This is a genomic window from Sphingopyxis sp. Soil_C_28, assembly GCF_057657055.1.
In genome coordinates, this window is record NZ_JBDGJE010000003.1 from 738,184 (window position 1) to 752,858 (window position 14,675).

Here is a 14,675-nt window from a genome sequence, read left to right on the forward strand (position 1 = left end):
GGGTTTTTCTGCGAATGGCTTGCGAACGATGACGAATGTCGATGATGAGAACAGATCGCACGCGACGGCCGCGCCGACCGCGGATTCGGCGCCGCCGGTATTGCGAGCATTTTCGGCAACGACCCTTAAACTCGCCGCCGTCTTCTGGCTGTGCGTCCTCGTCACCGACAGCTTTTTGTGGAGCCTTGCGGGTGTCGATCCGCTGGCCTCGGCGCTCGGCAAGGTCATTCTGAACCTCTTCGGTGCAATGCTTACCCTCGTCGTCACCATCCTGCTGTTCCGGCTCCGGGCGGCGTCGTTGCTGATAAAGGTCGCGATCGCGTTCGCCTTTTCGGTCGTGGCTGCCGCGATCTATTGCGGTGCCGACATCCTCATCTGCCTCTGGATGGCGCCGCCCGGCAGCTGTAAATTCGACAGCATCGTCTATGGCTATACGATGATTTCGAGCACCGCGATGTTCTTTGGCTGGTCGTGCTTATACATCGCCCTGATCTATAATGATGAAATACGCGATCGCGAGCGCCGGCTTGCGATCGCTCGCGAGGAGGCGGTGACCGCGCAGATGCGCGCCCTGCGTTACCAGATCCAGCCGCATTTTCTTTTCAACACGATCAATTCGGCTGTCGGGCTGATGGAGGAGGGGGCATCGGTGCGCGCGCAGCGAATGATGCTGTCGCTATCCGCCTTTCTTCGCCAGACCCTCGACCTCGATCCGTTGAAGGACGTCAGGCTGGCAGAAGAACTGCAACTCCAGGAAGATTATCTCGAAATCGAACGCGAACGCTTTCCCGATCGCATGCAATTCACGATCGATGTCGAAGAAGAAGCGCTCGTCGCGTTTGTTCCCAACCTGATCCTGCAGCCGCTGATCGAGAATGCGGTCAAGCATGGACTGGAGCCGAGCACCGGGAAAGTCGCCATCCGCATCTCGGCGTGGCGCGGCAATGGACAACTGGCCCTCCTCGTGGAAAATGATCTTGGCGCCGCGGCCAGGTCCCGGCCGCCCGACGAAAACCCGATCGGTCTCCGTAATGTCGCGCAGCGACTTTCGGCACGTTTCGGAAACGATGCGTCCTTCGACGCCCGGCGGACCGACCGTCACTTCCGGGCCGAGATCCGCTTGCCCTGGTCGGTTTGATGGACCGGCTGAACATTCTTGTCGTCGACGACGAACCACTCGCGCGTCGACGGGCGGTGCGGCTGGCCCAGCAGCTTCCTTGGGTCGGCAAGGTGGAGGAGGCAGGAAATGTCGCCGAGGCGGCTCGTCGTATCGCGAGCTTCGTCTGTCATATCGTCCTGCTCGATATCCGGATGCCGGGTGGCAGCGGGTTCGAACTGCTCGACCACTTCGCCGACCCCGCTCCGGCTGTAATCTTCGTGACCGCCTTCAACGACCAGGCGCTGAGGGCCTTCGACGCCAATGCGGTCGACTATGTCACCAAGCCGATCGAGCCAGGGCGCTTCCAGATGGCGATGGAACGGGCCCGCGCCGCCGCCGAACGGCTTGCGAGTTCGGATCGTGTCCGCGAACTCGAAGAAGTCATTGCCAATCTGCGTGCGGCCGAGGGCTCGGGGGCGGGCCATCCGGAAATCTGGGTCCGTTCGGGCGGGGACTATGTGCGGATCCGTCCCGATGCGATTTCGCATGTCAGCGCCGATCGCGACTATGTCCGCATTCATGCCGACGGTCAGGGCTTTCTCTATCACGAGAATCTCGCTGCGCTCGAACGATTGCTGCCACGCGATGCATTCGTACGGATTCATCGAAGCACGATGGTGCGCATCGATGCGGTCGAGCGGGTAAAGGCCGGGCCGTTCCACGCGCTGATCGCCGTCCTCGCCGATGGCACTGAACTCCGGATCGGGCGAACCTACACCGCTGCCATTCGGGCGCGCCTCCTCGGCCGCATCTGATCCGAACCCGGCCGAGAGGTGGCGTCAGGTCGCTTTCGCCCAATCGTGCGGCGAGGGGCGTGTCGAACATCGTGCTACGATCGGGAGAACTCTTGGTCGGGGCATCGTCGGGAAGTCGAACCCGGAAGGCCCTCACGGATTTCCGCGCGGCCCTCGCCCGTAAGTGTGCCGCTGCTGTTGTCAGCTCGGGACAATTGTCAGTTCGAGGCGATCGGTATCAAATCCGTTTTCGCCAGGAACCGCTGCTATCATCCGTTCCATTATCCGGGGACCCGTGGAACGACTGAGAACCGCGCGCCCCGAGCCGTTCAGCACAATTTCATCGTTTCCGGCGATCACGCGGGCCCCCTCCATCGATCCGGGGGCATAGTTGATGACGAGGTCATAGCCCGTCGGGGCATTGCAATATTCGCGGAACGTACCGAGCGACACCGCATTGCCACTGATCGCGCCGAATCCGGTCGGCTGATGCTGGACCGTGCAGTGCACGGGAACCATCAGGCTGAGGTTAAAGCCATAGGTAGCCGCCATCGCAGCCGTCGGCGCAACCGCCAGTACAACAGCTGCCATCCCGAGCGAGAATTTCCTGATCATCCGCAACCTTTCTGCCCTTTGGCAAAGCTTCGGATGATTATTTATCCCCCCACATCTAATATGGAGTTAAGCACTGGTTTGCTCTCCGCTAACCATAAAGCGGACGCAAGCGATGCGGGGAATTCAGCGCGCCGTGACCGAAATTGAGATGACGTCGCTGTAAACCCCTGCACGACGATCGGCGGTGTTGCCGATCACGAATTGAATGGGCAGCGTGTCGCGGCGATAGCCATTGCCATTCGGTCCCGACAAACGGTCAGCGCCCGACAAATTAACGGCAGAACCCCCGATCGCGAGTGCATAGGGAACCGTCCAATCACTGGCGCCAAGGCGCAGTTTCCCCGCATTCGCCGACGTTACCTGCAAGTCATATCGACCAGTGCTGTTGACGAGCAGGTGCAGCAGCACCGGCACGACACCGGGGGTCAACTCGCCCAAATCGACAACCGCGTGGCCGGCATTCATCGTATAAGCACCGGCCAGTCCCATGCGCGCCGATGGCTGCACCTCAAGGCCCAGCACAATCTGCGTGCCGCCGAGCGAGCGGAAGCTTCGATCCTGCGCCTCGATCCGGATGTCCTGCGTAAAGATACCCGAATCGAAGACATCGTCAGGGTTGGCAACGAGCTTGTACAGCAAGGTCTTGGACTCATTGGGCGCCAATACCAGTTCGCGCTGCGACGCTGTGCGGAGCGACCGCCCTGCGCGGGGGGTCACATCCTGCGAGTCAGTAAGGTTGAGGAGCGCATAGCCGATCGGCCTGCCCGTTCCCTTCGACAATCCGAAAGGCTGTTGCGTCAGCTCAAACGAAGGCGCGAAACGGCACTCCGATCCGCCATCGTTGATGAACGTGATGTTGAACGTCGCCTGCGGCGTTTCGCCGCCAAACGGATCGTACCCGCGAAGCATCCACGCCGCCGGTGCTGCGGTCATACGCACAAGGCAATCGGTTTGCATCTGCGGTGGCGCGGGGTTGGCCTGCGCGACGGCCGATGAGGCCGTCAGAGCCGCTGCAAAAGTCAAGAAATGGCGAAGCATCATGGCCTCCTAATTTTTCGAACCGCGAAGAACGGTGCCGAGTTTTACCAGACCGTCGGTGTCGGCTGGCACGGTAAATTCGAACGCCTTGTCGATCGTCCCGTTGGGGCCGTAGGTCTCCACCAGATAACGGCGTCCCGGCCTAAGGCTCGGCACGGCGAAACGTCCCACAGAGTTGGTGAAGAACGGAATTGGTTTCGGTGCGTCCTTCTCCTGGACGTCGAGCATCGTGACCCGGCCACCGACCAGCGATACCGGTTTGCCGTCGGCCAGTTCGAGCGTGCCCATGGCCGTGGCAAAGTCGTCGGTCCCGATGCGCGCGACATAGCCGCTCTTGTACGGCGGATAGACGCGCATAACCCCGGCGCCGATGTCGTAACCCGGCGGTGCGTCCTCCACATCATATTGCACCGATTGCGGAACATAGGAACCGAGGAAGTTGAACAAGGCTGGTCCCATCGTGCCGCTGCGGGCAACATAGTCATTCTTTGCCAGCGACTGCCCGACCACGACACTGCGCTTGCCGAGATTGTCATAAGGTTTGAACAGCATGAAACTGTCGTTGACCCGCCGACCGATGCCGAACACGCCGTCGGCGTAAGCAATGGTGGTTCCGACGCGGACGGTCGTCGCGTTGACGTCGGCGAAGCGCGAGACGCTGGGGCCGAACGTCGCGTGACTGATGGCGGCGTCGAAACGATTGGCCGAATAGGTGGCATATCCTTGCGCGCGCACCTGTCCGTCTTCATGAGTCGCCACGCCGCCGAAGCCGAGGCTGTTCATCAGATTTTCGCTGCTCTGATTATAGGAAACTTCGGCCAGATTATCGCGGCTCTCATACCGGGCCTCGGCACGGCGCAGGTAGCTGGGCTGGAACACCACCCCGATCGAGAAGCTGAAGCCGTTTCGGCTCCCCAGCCCGCTGGGAAAGCGCGTGTAATCAGCGCCGCCACGCACCGTCCATTGGCGGTCGAGGCGATAAAAGGCGGTCGTGCCGACGCGGTACGTCTTGCCATAATCATTGCGCCCCTGAATGAACGACGCATTGGATGACACCATCAGCTTTTGGCTGAACATGCGCGTATATTGCGCCGACAGCGTGAGCGCCGACGTATTGATCGCATCGACATTGCCTAGGGTGGCGTAGCGGGGCGAAAAATAGTCACCGCGAAGGGTCAGTGTGTCCGACGTGGCGCCATTGTCGAAATAATGTTCATAACCAACCCCGCCGGCAAAGCCTGCACCGGCCGATTTTGAATTGCTGGCCCCGGCGTCCAGCAGCACGCGGCCACCGTTGCGCAGGACAAACTGCGTCTGCCCGGTCAACGACTGGACTTGTTTGCTTGCCTGAAGCCCCACGCCGATGGCCGGCGCATCGAAAAATGCCTTACGGAAAAAGCCTGTGAAAGCCACTGGGCCGCGATAATCGGGTGCACCGTCAAAGGTTCGACTGGTGGGGCCCAGATAGGCACCATATTCGAAATCGCCGGGTTCGAGATCGATCGGGTCGAGATATTGCTGATATGCCAGATTCTGTACCGCCCCGCTGTTGTCGGTGACCTGAATCTGAATATCGTTGCTACCCGCAATCAGCGGCAGCGAACTGAAGTCATAGCGGCCCGGCTGAAGGCGCATTTCGCGGTACAGGGTACCGTTGCGCAGGAAGCGCACGGTCGAATCGCGTTGGATAACGAGCTGGCGATCGGCCTGCAGCACGGCGGAGCGGAACGCATTGAAGCGGCGGCGCTGACGCAAGACGCCGACACCGCCCATCTGGACAAAGGATTGCAGTCCGCGTGTTTCGGTATCGAGATCGCCCAGATACCAGCGGCGATAATCCTCTGGCTGGTCAAAAACGATCCGCGCATAGTTGCGGGTGAACCGATATTTGCTGTCGGTCAGGCCAACGCGTTCCCCAATCTGGGCGTCGCCTTCGAACACGAAGCGGCCAAAGCGGATCGCCCCGTCGAAATTGACTGTCGGCGGCGTCTGCTCGGTCGCTTCCCAGACATGGGTGCCGATGACGTTCAGATTCAGGAACGCCGAAAAATTCTCCGGCTGCAGCGTGACGTCTTTCAGGTCGCCCCTCGGCGGCGCGAACAAATCCTCGACCGCGCGCTGGTCGGGATCGACCTGCACCACCACCACGGCAAGCGTGCTGGGGTCGTAGGTCAACTGGACGCCGGTGCGATCAAGGTCGTCCGGGCCGAACTGTTCCAGCCCTTGCAGGCGGCTCGCCAGCGACACTTGCGCCGCGTCGTTGAGAACCGGCTTCATCAGGCTGACGAACACGGCCGCGTCGAGCAGGAACCGATCGTCGGCGGTCAGCCGCATCGGTATATCGCCCAGCGTCTTGTTCAAGAACGTCAGCGGCGCCGTCATGTCGATGTCGCGGTTGTAGGGGTTGATATCGGGCCGCCCGTGCGGACCGACCGGCAATTGCGGGACCAGCGGCGACGTCGTGGGCGCGGGCGTCGGCTGCGGCGGCGGTCCACCCGGAAGTGGAATGGGCGTCTGCGAGCCCGTCGTCGGCGGCTTCGGCGGCAACGGAATCGACACCTGCGCCGTGGCACCCGCCGTCCACACCGCAGACAGCGCGACCGAACAAAGGAGTCTGGCAATCCTCACTGGATAAAGGTCATCTTGATCGGTTCAGGTCCGAAACCCGGCACCGGGATGCGGAAGCTGCGCTCGCCAAGCGCGGGAACATAACCGGTGCCAAGGACGCGCAGCAGTTCCTCTGACGAAACATCGACGCGAAGATATTTGCCGTCGCGATCTTTGCCCTCAAGCTGCCAGCCGAAATTCGACATCATCGCATGACGGCGCCCCTCGTTACGAAGCGTGACCTCGATACCATCCTGCAGCGGCGGCAGGTCGGTCGCGCCGGGTAGCGCCGGCGGCTGGTAGGTCAGTTGGCGAACCAAAGTTGGACTGACATCGGGCTTTGCGCCGGGCGGTGCGACGACCAGCAAAGCGCGCATGTTGTAAAGCACCTGGACCTGCGCCTCGAGCCCTTCTTGCGAGCCGGGCTCAAGCGTCACGGGCAGCTGTTCGACGGCGACATAATAGGCTTCAGAAGTCGGTATTTCAGCGTCACCGACCCATTGCAGGCGGATGACCTGGCGTCCGCCCGGCGGCAAGGCGCCCTGCGGCGGAAAGACAAGGAACTTTTCGTCGGCCGGGGTTTCGGTGATGCTGCCGTCCTTGTTGAACGCAATTTGCAGGATCCGAACCTGAAAGGGCATGTTGCCCTTGTTGACGTTCTGGACCTCTAGCCGCGCCGAAGAATTTGTGCCGCGCGATTCGATTTCGAACACCATGGGCGTGACGCGCATCGCGAGGACCGAAGGGACCAGCACAAACATTGCTACCAAGATCGTGAGCATTGCCCGCCATTGGCGCTTCAGCGCGAACATTCTCGCCATGATTCCCGATTCCCCCGCAAAAGCCCGGTATTTGCATTGATGTATGAAGAAGGGGGAAAGATCGCTCTTTCCCCCTTCTCCCGATTTACCGACTGGCCTTAGAGCGCAGCGGTCAGCGTCAAGTTGGTAACGCCGGTGTACTGACCAGCGACCAGTGCCTTGGTGGCGACCGGAGCGGTGAAGGTCAGAATCATGCCCGAGCGCCATGCACCCTGCGCGATGCTGTTGTTCAGCTGGACTTCCGAAACGGCCAGCGACTGCGGGCCTCCGACAACAGCGCCGGCACCATCGGCAACACCGGTCCAAGCCGCAGCGACGCGGTAGGGGATGTTGGCCTGGAACTGGTTGCTGTCATACGACAGCGCGGGGTTCGTGTTGACCATGCCCGCGGCGTTGTTCTTTTCGATCTTGACGACGTTGCTGAAGTTGCAACCGGCGGTCGCCGAAGTCACGACGGCCACAGCCGGACCGACCATTTCGAACGCGTCGCTGACATTGACGTTGTTGCCGGCCTGAATGCCGATCGTGCCAAAGTTCAGGTTCTGCGCGTTGCCGCCGTTACCGGCATAGAACGAGCAATCCTTGCTCACCGAACCCGACAGGTTGAACGCGACGTTGACGTTGCCGACGGTACCGACGTTGCCGAGTGCACCGGCGTTGGCAGTGTAGCGCGTGCCGAGGCCGCCAGCGACTGACAGGCCAGCGATCAAGTTTGCGGCGGCGCCGGGGTTAGTCTGGTTGCCAATGATGGTACCCGCATAGTGATTTTCGCTGGTCTGCGCAGCAGCCGGCGTAGCAACGGCGGCGAGTGCGATGGCGGCAACGGCGCCGCTAAGGATCTTCTTCATAATCTTCTTCCCTCTATTATCGCCGCCGCCCGGAACGCCGGGCGAAGGCATCTATTGCACCGGCTGGTCGGAGAAACCGGGAGGGCATCGGTGCCTGCCCTTCCGGTCTAATTCCGCCCGCGACGAAGGCCGCAGGCGAATTCTTCAAATTCTCAAATAGTGGCCACGGTGATCGTAATCGTCTCCGAATACTCGCCCGCGAGCAGCCCGGCCTCTCCCGAGGGCTGGCCGAGTTCGACCGACAGCCGCATGCCGTCGGTTGCGATGCCGCCATTGCTGGAAATAACGCCGCCGGAGAGCAGCTGACGGCTGTTGAACGAGCGGCTGATGATCTGCTGCGCCGGATATCGAACCGGCATTTCGACGGCGAGGCTGTACGGCAGCACACCGCTATACGGGCCCTGTCCGCTAGGCATCGTGGTATGCGTCAGGCCACCGCGCGCGCCCTTGATTGTCATTGTGAAGGGCACGTTGCAATCGAGCGAAACCTGCGTTTCGACGCCCAAGCCGCGGCGCTCCAGATTGCCGAAGTCCATGTTGCCGATGCTGCCTATCGCGCAATGCTGCCGGACGGACCCGCTCACCGCGATGTCGAGCGATTTGACGTTCCGGATTTCTTCTGCGTTCGCGGGCACAGCAAAAGCCGCCGCGGCGAGCGCAAAAAGCATGAACCTCATGACACGAACCCCCAAAAAACCGAACGGTTCAAGGTCCCGCTTTTGCGGATAACCTTTGGCACTCCCCATGCCCGACAAGCCGCGACCCGACTCGTCCCCGTCTGTTAAGAAAAACTTAGTACCTAAATTAAGACAACTTAGCACCCCAATTTCGGTGCGGGGAAAATTGGACGCATGGGATGTCGTTCAAGTTCAACAGAAACTGTCGCTTTTCTGCGTCTATCGAGGGTTAATCATGCCACAGTCACAAGGGCGGCCGAGCGACTGACGTTCAGAATCGGGACAGCGCCGCCTCGAAAATTAACAAAAAAATTAGCTATAAGTTGATCTGGGCTATGGAAATCACAGAAAATCCGCAGCGCATCACCGATTCACCCGCCGCAAGCCGCACACAGTTCGACCCGGGGAAGGCGAACATGCCTTGTTGCCGAGCAGCGGGCGAAGCATGTGCCGCGCGATGCGGCTCGCCCCCTTAACCACTCGACAACCGATCGCCGCGCATAGGGCTGGACCATGCCCATTCATGCGATGATCGAAAAGCAAGGCACCGCCGGAAGCGCGCGCGGTGCGCCACGCATGCACCTGCGGTTTGAAGCGCCGGGATCGGTCGACGGCAGCCAGGGCACGGTGGTGGTGATCCACAACTTGTCTGCGACCGGCATGCTGATTGAAACCGCGTCCGATCTGGCCATCGGTCAGCGGATCATGGTGGCCTTGCCCGAAGCGCCCGATTGCGCCGCGACTATCGTGTGGCGCAGCGAGATGCTCGCCGGTTGCCGTTTCGATCGGCCGTTGTCACGCGCGATGCTTAGCGCGGCGCAATTGCGCAATTCGCTGCCAACGGACTTCGACCCCGCCGCGGCCACGGGAGACGCGGCAGAAAACACCGGATCTGCCCTGTTCCTGTCGGATCGGTTGCATCGACTGCGTCGGGAACGCGGTCTGAGTCGGGCGGCGCTTTCGGCGCGCACGGGGTTGAGCAGGCCGAGCATCTGGGCCTGGGAGACTGGCAAGACGATCCCGCGGAAGAGCAGTATAGTCGCCCTTGCTCAGGCGTTCGGGATTTCGGCGCGCGAGATTGTGACTGGCGGCCTCGAACCCGTGGTAAACGAGAGCCCTGAAATTCGGGGCACGGCCGAACAGATCCAATCCCTGATCGATGACAGCAAGCAACGGATTGCGGCATTGGCCGGGGTCGAGGCCGCCAGCGTTAAGATTATCATCGAGTTTTGAACGACCGTTTCGCCCGATTGCCTAGGTTCGCAGGCGATCGGGAAGCAGATGATGCGGATGAACACCGCGGCTCGCGAGTTCCTCGGGCCAACCGAGACCGAACATCAGTGCCTCGACCGCCATCGCCATAGCCGGTGCCGTCTGCAGGCCATAGCCGCCTTGACCGGCCAGCCAGAAGAAATCCGGACAGTCGGTCGCAAAGCCGGCCGTGGGGACCTTGTCCGCCGTAAATGTCCTCAGTCCCGCCCAGCGCGCGCTGATCCGATCGACCGTCAGCGTGGTGGCTTCCTCGACCCGCCATGCGGCGAGCGCCATTTCATATTCTTCCGGCTGGACATCGCAGGGCATCGACGGCGTCGTATCCATGGGCGAGGCAAGCAGGCGCCCGGCATCGGGCAGCATGTAGAAGCCGTCATCCTGGACGGTCTTGGTGAAGGGCCAGGCCGACACGTCCAGTCCCGGGGGTGGTGCGAAGCCGATGATCGTGCGGCGAAGCGGCTGGAGCCCGAGGGGTTTGACGCCCGCGAGAAGCGCGATCTCGTCGGCCCATGCGCCGCCCGCGTTGACGACCGTCTTTGCGAGGAAGCGCTCGCCCCCGGCGTCGCAGTTCCAGCCGCCATCGGCGCGGCTGATCGCGGTCACGGCGGCGTCGAAGACGATCGTTCCCCCGGCATGACGGAATGCGCGGGCATTTGCCTGAAGCAGCGCGTCGGCATCGAGCTTGCGCCCGCCCGTATCGATCAGGCCGGCGACGATGCCGGCCGCGCCGGTCTTGAGCACCGGGACGAGATCGAGCATATCGCGCTCGCTGGCGCGGAAGACGGTGCTGGTAAAGCGGTCCATTTCCGCGTGCAGCGCTTCGAGTTGCGGAACCGTCTGCTGGTCGGCGATAAACAGCGCCGGCTTGCTGGCCCAGAGGGCGGCATCTCCATATTCCGCGGGCGGGGAGGCGAAGAAGTCGCTGCTGGCGGCGGTCATACCGCGCACCGCGTCTTCGCCGATGCCGAAATGATAGAAGGTTGCGCTCCGCCCGGACGAGTGATAGCCGAGCGCCGATTCCCGCTCCAGCACGACCGTCTCGGCATGACGGGCGATACGCGCCGCGGCCGACATGCCCGCGATACCGCCACCGATCACGATCACATCAACCTGCCTGCGCATTTTGAAAATCTTCTCCCCCGGCTTTGTGCCTATCCAGCCTGTCGGGCTGGGGTGCGCAAGCGATTTTGCTTTCATTCCAATAGACGCAAGCCGCTCGATCGAGCGAACCGCGCGTCGGTTCAATATTCGGTTATGCCTTTGACAATGGCGCACCGACCAGACCAGAGAGTTCGATCGCACAATCAGCAAAGATTGCCCAACTCGCATGGATCTTAAGCATCTCGAAGACTTTGTCAGCCTGTGCGAGACGCGCAGCTTTTCGCGGTCGGCCGATATTCGCAACGTCACGCAGTCGGCTTTTAGCCGCAGGATTCAGGCGCTGGAACTTTGGCTGGGGACGCCGCTGGTCGATCGCAGCACCTTTCCCACCTCGCTGACCGCGGAAGGGCGGCTGTTTCGCGAAACGGCCGACGAGGTGCTAAATATGCTTGAAGAAGCGCGGACGGATGTCCAGGCGCGGCAGCGTCAGTCGCGCAAGACGATCAGCTTTGCTGCACTTCACACCCTCGCGCTCAGTGTCTTCCCCGACTGGCTCAAAAATGTCGAACGCCTTACCGGGCCGCTCAAGACCGATGTGCTCGCCGACAATGCCCATAATTGCTTTCAGTCGCTCGTCGAGGGGAAGAGCGATTTCCTTTTGACCTTCCACCATGAAGCGGTTCCGATGTCGCTCGATCCGGAGCGGTTTCCTTATGTGGTGCTCGGAACCGACCGGCTGTTGGCGACAACGCGCATCGAGAGCGGGCAGCCGTTGTTCCAGCTCGATACCAGCGCACCGTTGCTCGCTTATGGTCAGGATTCCTTCCTCGGTCGGCTCAGTTCCTATGCCGCGCGCGTATCGGGGATCGATCAGCCGCCGAGCCATGTGAACGACAATGCCGTCGCGGAGATATTGAAGGCGATGGTGCTTGCGGGCCACGGGATCGCCTGGCTGCCCGAAAGCCTGATCCGGCGCGATCTGGAGAGTGGCCAGTTGCATGATCTGGGCGCTGGCGTGCCGATGGAAATCCGCATGTACCGGTCCGCCGAGCGGACGCGCAAATCGGTCGTCAAGGTCTGGGAAGCCGCCAATGCCCTGCCGACGATGGGCGGGGCGTAAGGGCTATTTCTTCGCGGCGGCGACCCTGATCAGGCCAACCCCGTCCTTGATGTCGATTGTCGTCCCCAACGGCTTGGAAAGCCGGCGAAGGCGATCGAGGATCTTCGTGCCATGCTCGCGGCTCGCCATGCGCGGGACACCGCGATCGGCGCCCTTGACGTCGACGCCCAGATCGATCGGGTAGAGACGGATTTCTGCCAGTTCGCCTTTATTGTATCGCGACACGGCAATCACCGATTCATAGAAGTCGGGGTTCGAAAAAGTGCGCGTGTTGCGCGCTTGGAGCAACTCGGGAACCGTCGCGCTGTCGGGGTCGACGCCGAACTGGCCGTACATGTCGGCTGGCACGGCATCGAGCGAGTTGTTCATCATCGCGAAGTTGCCCAGCGAATAGAAAATGGGCTTGCCCTTATATATCTCGATCCCGCGCAGCTGGTGCGGGCCATGGCCCATATAGGCGTCCGCACCCGCGTCGATCACGGCGTGCGCCAGCTCGATCGCAAAATCGGCCGGTTCCTGGAACGCGTTGCCGGGCTCGTGATTATGGACCGAATAGATCACGAAATTGCCATTCTGCCGCGCTTGCCGGATCGCCCGCATATTGTCGGCGAGATCACCCGCATGGATGCGATAGCGAAAATCCAGATGCTTGCCGCCGGTGTCGCCGGGGGCGAAGCGGTTTCCAAACAGCGTCGCCGCCTCGTCCGTCCGGCTATCGGTGGCCAGCGGCGATTTTGCGGCGAGATCGCCGATTGTTGCGAACTGCTCGGGCGTCACCAGCGTCGTGCGCACGGTGCGGATCGTGTTGGCGCCGGGACGGCCCGCTACCTCGCCGACGGGATCGCTGGCGCGCGACATCGGGGTGAATGTCGAGGTCGCGGAGACGATGGCCACGCGCCCTTTGGCAACGTCGAGATAGCGCGGCGCACGGGCGCCGCTCATCGTCGTGCCGGTCCCCGACCAGACGATATTCGCGTCGGTCAGGCGCCGCCCGGTTTCGATCATCCCCTCGACGCCCCAGTCGGTCGAATGATTGTTGGCGTGGCTGACCATGTCGAAGCCAAGCTTCGCTATGTCGTCGGGCACGCGGGGATCGGCGAGCATCCAGGTGCCGCCCGATTCCGCCTGCGCGACAGCCTTTGTGTCGGCAAGATCGAGCACGGTGGTTTCGAAATTGCCAAAGGTCACGTCGGCCTCACGCAGCAACCGGACCATGTCGGGGCTTCGCGCTTCCAGCGTCGCAAGCATCGGCCGCAGATAGATCAGGTCCCCGGCGGCGGCGAGCGTGAAGTCGTCACCGATCGGGGTGGTCGGCACAGGCGTGGTGACGAGCGGCTGTTGGGCCGTTGCGGCCGCCAGCGGCATGACGGCCGCGGCAATCGCGAGAATGCTATGTCGTACAGTCATTTCGTGCCCGCGGCTGCGAGAAGGATCGCAAGGCCGATCGACATGCCGCGGACGCTTTCACCGCGTTCGACGTCGATCCATTCGTCGAGTGAATGCGCCCGCCCGCCCGTGCCGCCTGACCCGATGGTGATCGCGGGGATGCCGAGACTCATCGGCAAGTTGGAATCGGTCGACGAAGAGGCGAGGTTCGGCTTGAGACCCTTCTTTTCGATCACGCCCGACGCGATGCGGACGATAGCGGCGGTGGCGGGCGTGCTGCCGGCCGGGCGGTCACCGATCGGTTTTATATCCGCCTCGACCTTGCCCTCGCGCGTGCTGCGTGCCTTGTTTTCGCCTTCGACACTCGCGTGGACGATGGCGAGAAATGCCTTCTCCACCTTGGCCAGCTCGCCGGGGTCTTCGGATCGCATGTCGAACTCCATGAAGACCTCGTTGGGGATGGAGTTGACCGACGTCCCGCCGCTGACAACGCTCGCGGAATAGGTCGTCTTGGGCGTGGATGGCACCTGCAGCTTGTAAAAATCAACCACGGTCTGGCTCATCGCCGCCATCGGATTGACGAGACCGAAAGCCGAATAGCTGTGCCCGCCGGGGCCCTTGAACGTGATGCGGTAGCGTTTGGACCCGACGCCGCCGTTGACCACACGCTGAGGTTCGAGACCGTCCATCGAGATGAACGTTCCGATCCGCTGGCGATATTTGCCCTGCGTGAACATGTAACGGACCCCGCGCAGATCGCCCGGCCCCTCTTCGCCGACATTGCCCACGAACAGGATGTCCTGCTTTGTCCGGACTTTGTTGGCTTTCAGCGCGCGCGCATAGGCCAGCAGCACCGCAAGGCTGCGGCTGTTGTCGCCGATGCCGGGTGCGTGGAGGCGATTGCCGTCGCGGCGCACCTTGACGTCGGTCTCGGCGGCGAAGACCGTGTCGAGATGCGCGGCAAGCATGACGAGCTTGCCGCCCGGTGCGCCGGTGCCCCGATACAGGCCCATCACATTGCCCTCGGCGTCGATCTCCACATTCTCCAGACCGGCCTGTTTCAGCCTTTCGAGATAGGCCGCAGCCCTCTTGGTCTCGGCGAAGGGAGGGGCGGGGATTTCGGTGAGCGTGACAATGTCGTCGACAATCCGGTCATGCTCGCGGTCCAGCTGAGATACGGCGGCGTTATAGGACGGGCTCGCGAGAACATCTTTCACGGCGCGGTCGTCGGCCGGCGCGGCGGCCAAAGCGAGCATGGAGAGCAGGGGGACAGCGAACATCGGCAGGCCTCTTTATC

Annotated in this window: 13 protein-coding genes; 4 read left to right on the plus strand and 9 right to left on the minus strand. The window is 62.0% G+C overall.

From position 1 onward, the window contains the following. Positions 1-28 precede the first annotated feature (28 nt). Together AC3A43_RS16970 and AC3A43_RS16975 are read left to right on the plus strand one after the other, a co-directional pair. The gene (locus AC3A43_RS16970) at positions 29-1,138 is read left to right on the plus strand and encodes a sensor histidine kinase (protein ID WP_487793714.1); all 1,110 of its coding nucleotides are present in this window, start codon (positions 29-31) and stop codon (positions 1,136-1,138) included. Continuing rightward, positions 1,138-1,914, plus strand: a complete 777-nt coding sequence (locus AC3A43_RS16975) for a LytR/AlgR family response regulator transcription factor (protein ID WP_487793715.1) — start codon at positions 1,138-1,140, stop codon at positions 1,912-1,914. The genes AC3A43_RS16970 and AC3A43_RS16975 overlap by 1 nt, the downstream gene beginning before the upstream one ends. A 180-nt stretch (positions 1,915-2,094) precedes the next feature. On the opposite strand, the gene AC3A43_RS16980 is transcribed toward AC3A43_RS16975, so the two are convergent. The 6 genes from AC3A43_RS16980 to AC3A43_RS17005 form a co-directional block, all read right to left on the minus strand. Beyond that, positions 2,095-2,508, minus strand: a complete 414-nt coding sequence (locus AC3A43_RS16980; RefSeq protein WP_487793716.1) for a hypothetical protein — start codon at positions 2,506-2,508, stop codon at positions 2,095-2,097. Between the two features lie 123 nt (positions 2,509-2,631). After that, a complete protein-coding gene (locus tag AC3A43_RS16985) occupies positions 2,632-3,546 on the minus strand; it encodes a hypothetical protein (protein ID WP_487793717.1) in 915 nt (304 codons plus the stop codon). A 9-nt stretch (positions 3,547-3,555) separates the two neighbouring features. After that, complete coding sequence (locus tag AC3A43_RS16990) at positions 3,556-6,174, minus strand: fimbria/pilus outer membrane usher protein (protein WP_487793718.1); 2,619 nt, start codon at positions 6,172-6,174, stop codon at positions 3,556-3,558. Then, a complete protein-coding gene (locus AC3A43_RS16995) occupies positions 6,171-6,974 on the minus strand; it encodes a fimbrial biogenesis chaperone (protein ID WP_487793719.1) in 804 nt (267 codons plus the stop codon). The genes AC3A43_RS16990 and AC3A43_RS16995 overlap by 4 nt, the downstream gene beginning before the upstream one ends. 98 nt (positions 6,975-7,072) lie before the next feature. Further along, positions 7,073-7,822, minus strand: a complete 750-nt coding sequence (locus AC3A43_RS17000) for a hypothetical protein (RefSeq protein ID WP_487793720.1) — start codon at positions 7,820-7,822, stop codon at positions 7,073-7,075. A 152-nt stretch (positions 7,823-7,974) separates the two neighbouring features. After that, on the minus strand, positions 7,975-8,499 hold the full coding sequence (locus AC3A43_RS17005; RefSeq protein WP_487793721.1) for a hypothetical protein: 525 nt from the start codon (positions 8,497-8,499) through the stop codon (positions 7,975-7,977). Positions 8,500-9,012: 513 nt separating this feature from the next. Here AC3A43_RS17005 and AC3A43_RS17010 point away from each other — a divergent pair. Next, positions 9,013-9,732, plus strand: a complete 720-nt coding sequence (locus tag AC3A43_RS17010) for a helix-turn-helix domain-containing protein (protein ID WP_487793722.1) — start codon at positions 9,013-9,015, stop codon at positions 9,730-9,732. Positions 9,733-9,753: 21 nt separating this feature from the next. Here AC3A43_RS17010 and AC3A43_RS17015 read toward each other — a convergent pair whose 3' ends face one another. Next, positions 9,754-10,893 (minus strand): NAD(P)/FAD-dependent oxidoreductase, encoded by a 1,140-nt coding sequence (locus AC3A43_RS17015; protein ID WP_487793723.1) that lies wholly within the window; start codon positions 10,891-10,893, stop codon positions 9,754-9,756. Positions 10,894-11,098: 205 nt separating this feature from the next. On the opposite strand from AC3A43_RS17015, the gene AC3A43_RS17020 reads away from it, so the two are divergent. Further along, positions 11,099-11,992 carry a LysR family transcriptional regulator gene (locus AC3A43_RS17020; RefSeq protein ID WP_487793724.1) on the plus strand — a complete coding sequence of 298 codons (894 nt, stop codon included), beginning with the start codon at positions 11,099-11,101 and terminating at the stop codon, positions 11,990-11,992. A gap of 3 nt (positions 11,993-11,995) precedes the next feature. On the opposite strand, the gene AC3A43_RS17025 is transcribed toward AC3A43_RS17020, so the two are convergent. Then, a complete protein-coding gene (locus AC3A43_RS17025; protein ID WP_487793725.1) occupies positions 11,996-13,399 on the minus strand; it encodes a CapA family protein in 1,404 nt (467 codons plus the stop codon). After that, positions 13,396-14,658, minus strand: coding sequence for a M20/M25/M40 family metallo-hydrolase (locus AC3A43_RS17030; protein WP_487793726.1), 1,263 nt, complete (start codon positions 14,656-14,658; stop codon positions 13,396-13,398). The genes AC3A43_RS17025 and AC3A43_RS17030 overlap by 4 nt, the downstream gene beginning before the upstream one ends. Positions 14,659-14,675: the final 17 nt, after the last annotated feature.

What these genes read in the sequence shown, in the direction of transcription:
- AC3A43_RS17000 (WP_487793720.1), bottom strand. Translation starts at nt 7,822, where the DNA reads ATGAAGAAGATCCTTAGCGGCGCCGTTGCCGCCATCGCACTCGCCGCC.
- AC3A43_RS16995 (WP_487793719.1), bottom strand. Translation starts at nt 6,974, where the DNA reads ATGGCGAGAATGTTCGCGCTGAAGCGCCAATGGCGGGCAATGCTCACG.
- AC3A43_RS17030 (WP_487793726.1), bottom strand. Translation starts at nt 14,658, where the DNA reads ATGTTCGCTGTCCCCCTGCTCTCCATGCTCGCTTTGGCCGCCGCGCCG.
- AC3A43_RS17020 (WP_487793724.1), top strand. Translation starts at nt 11,099, where the DNA reads ATGGATCTTAAGCATCTCGAAGACTTTGTCAGCCTGTGCGAGACGCGC.
- AC3A43_RS16980 (WP_487793716.1), bottom strand. Translation starts at nt 2,508, where the DNA reads ATGATCAGGAAATTCTCGCTCGGGATGGCAGCTGTTGTACTGGCGGTT.
- AC3A43_RS17015 (WP_487793723.1), bottom strand. Translation starts at nt 10,893, where the DNA reads ATGCGCAGGCAGGTTGATGTGATCGTGATCGGTGGCGGTATCGCGGGC.
- AC3A43_RS16970 (WP_487793714.1), top strand. Translation starts at nt 29, where the DNA reads ATGACGAATGTCGATGATGAGAACAGATCGCACGCGACGGCCGCGCCG.
- AC3A43_RS16975 (WP_487793715.1), top strand. Translation starts at nt 1,138, where the DNA reads ATGGACCGGCTGAACATTCTTGTCGTCGACGACGAACCACTCGCGCGT.
- AC3A43_RS17005 (WP_487793721.1), bottom strand. Translation starts at nt 8,499, where the DNA reads ATGAGGTTCATGCTTTTTGCGCTCGCCGCGGCGGCTTTTGCTGTGCCC.
- AC3A43_RS17025 (WP_487793725.1), bottom strand. Translation starts at nt 13,399, where the DNA reads ATGACTGTACGACATAGCATTCTCGCGATTGCCGCGGCCGTCATGCCG.
- AC3A43_RS17010 (WP_487793722.1), top strand. Translation starts at nt 9,013, where the DNA reads ATGCCCATTCATGCGATGATCGAAAAGCAAGGCACCGCCGGAAGCGCG.
- AC3A43_RS16985 (WP_487793717.1), bottom strand. Translation starts at nt 3,546, where the DNA reads ATGCTTCGCCATTTCTTGACTTTTGCAGCGGCTCTGACGGCCTCATCG.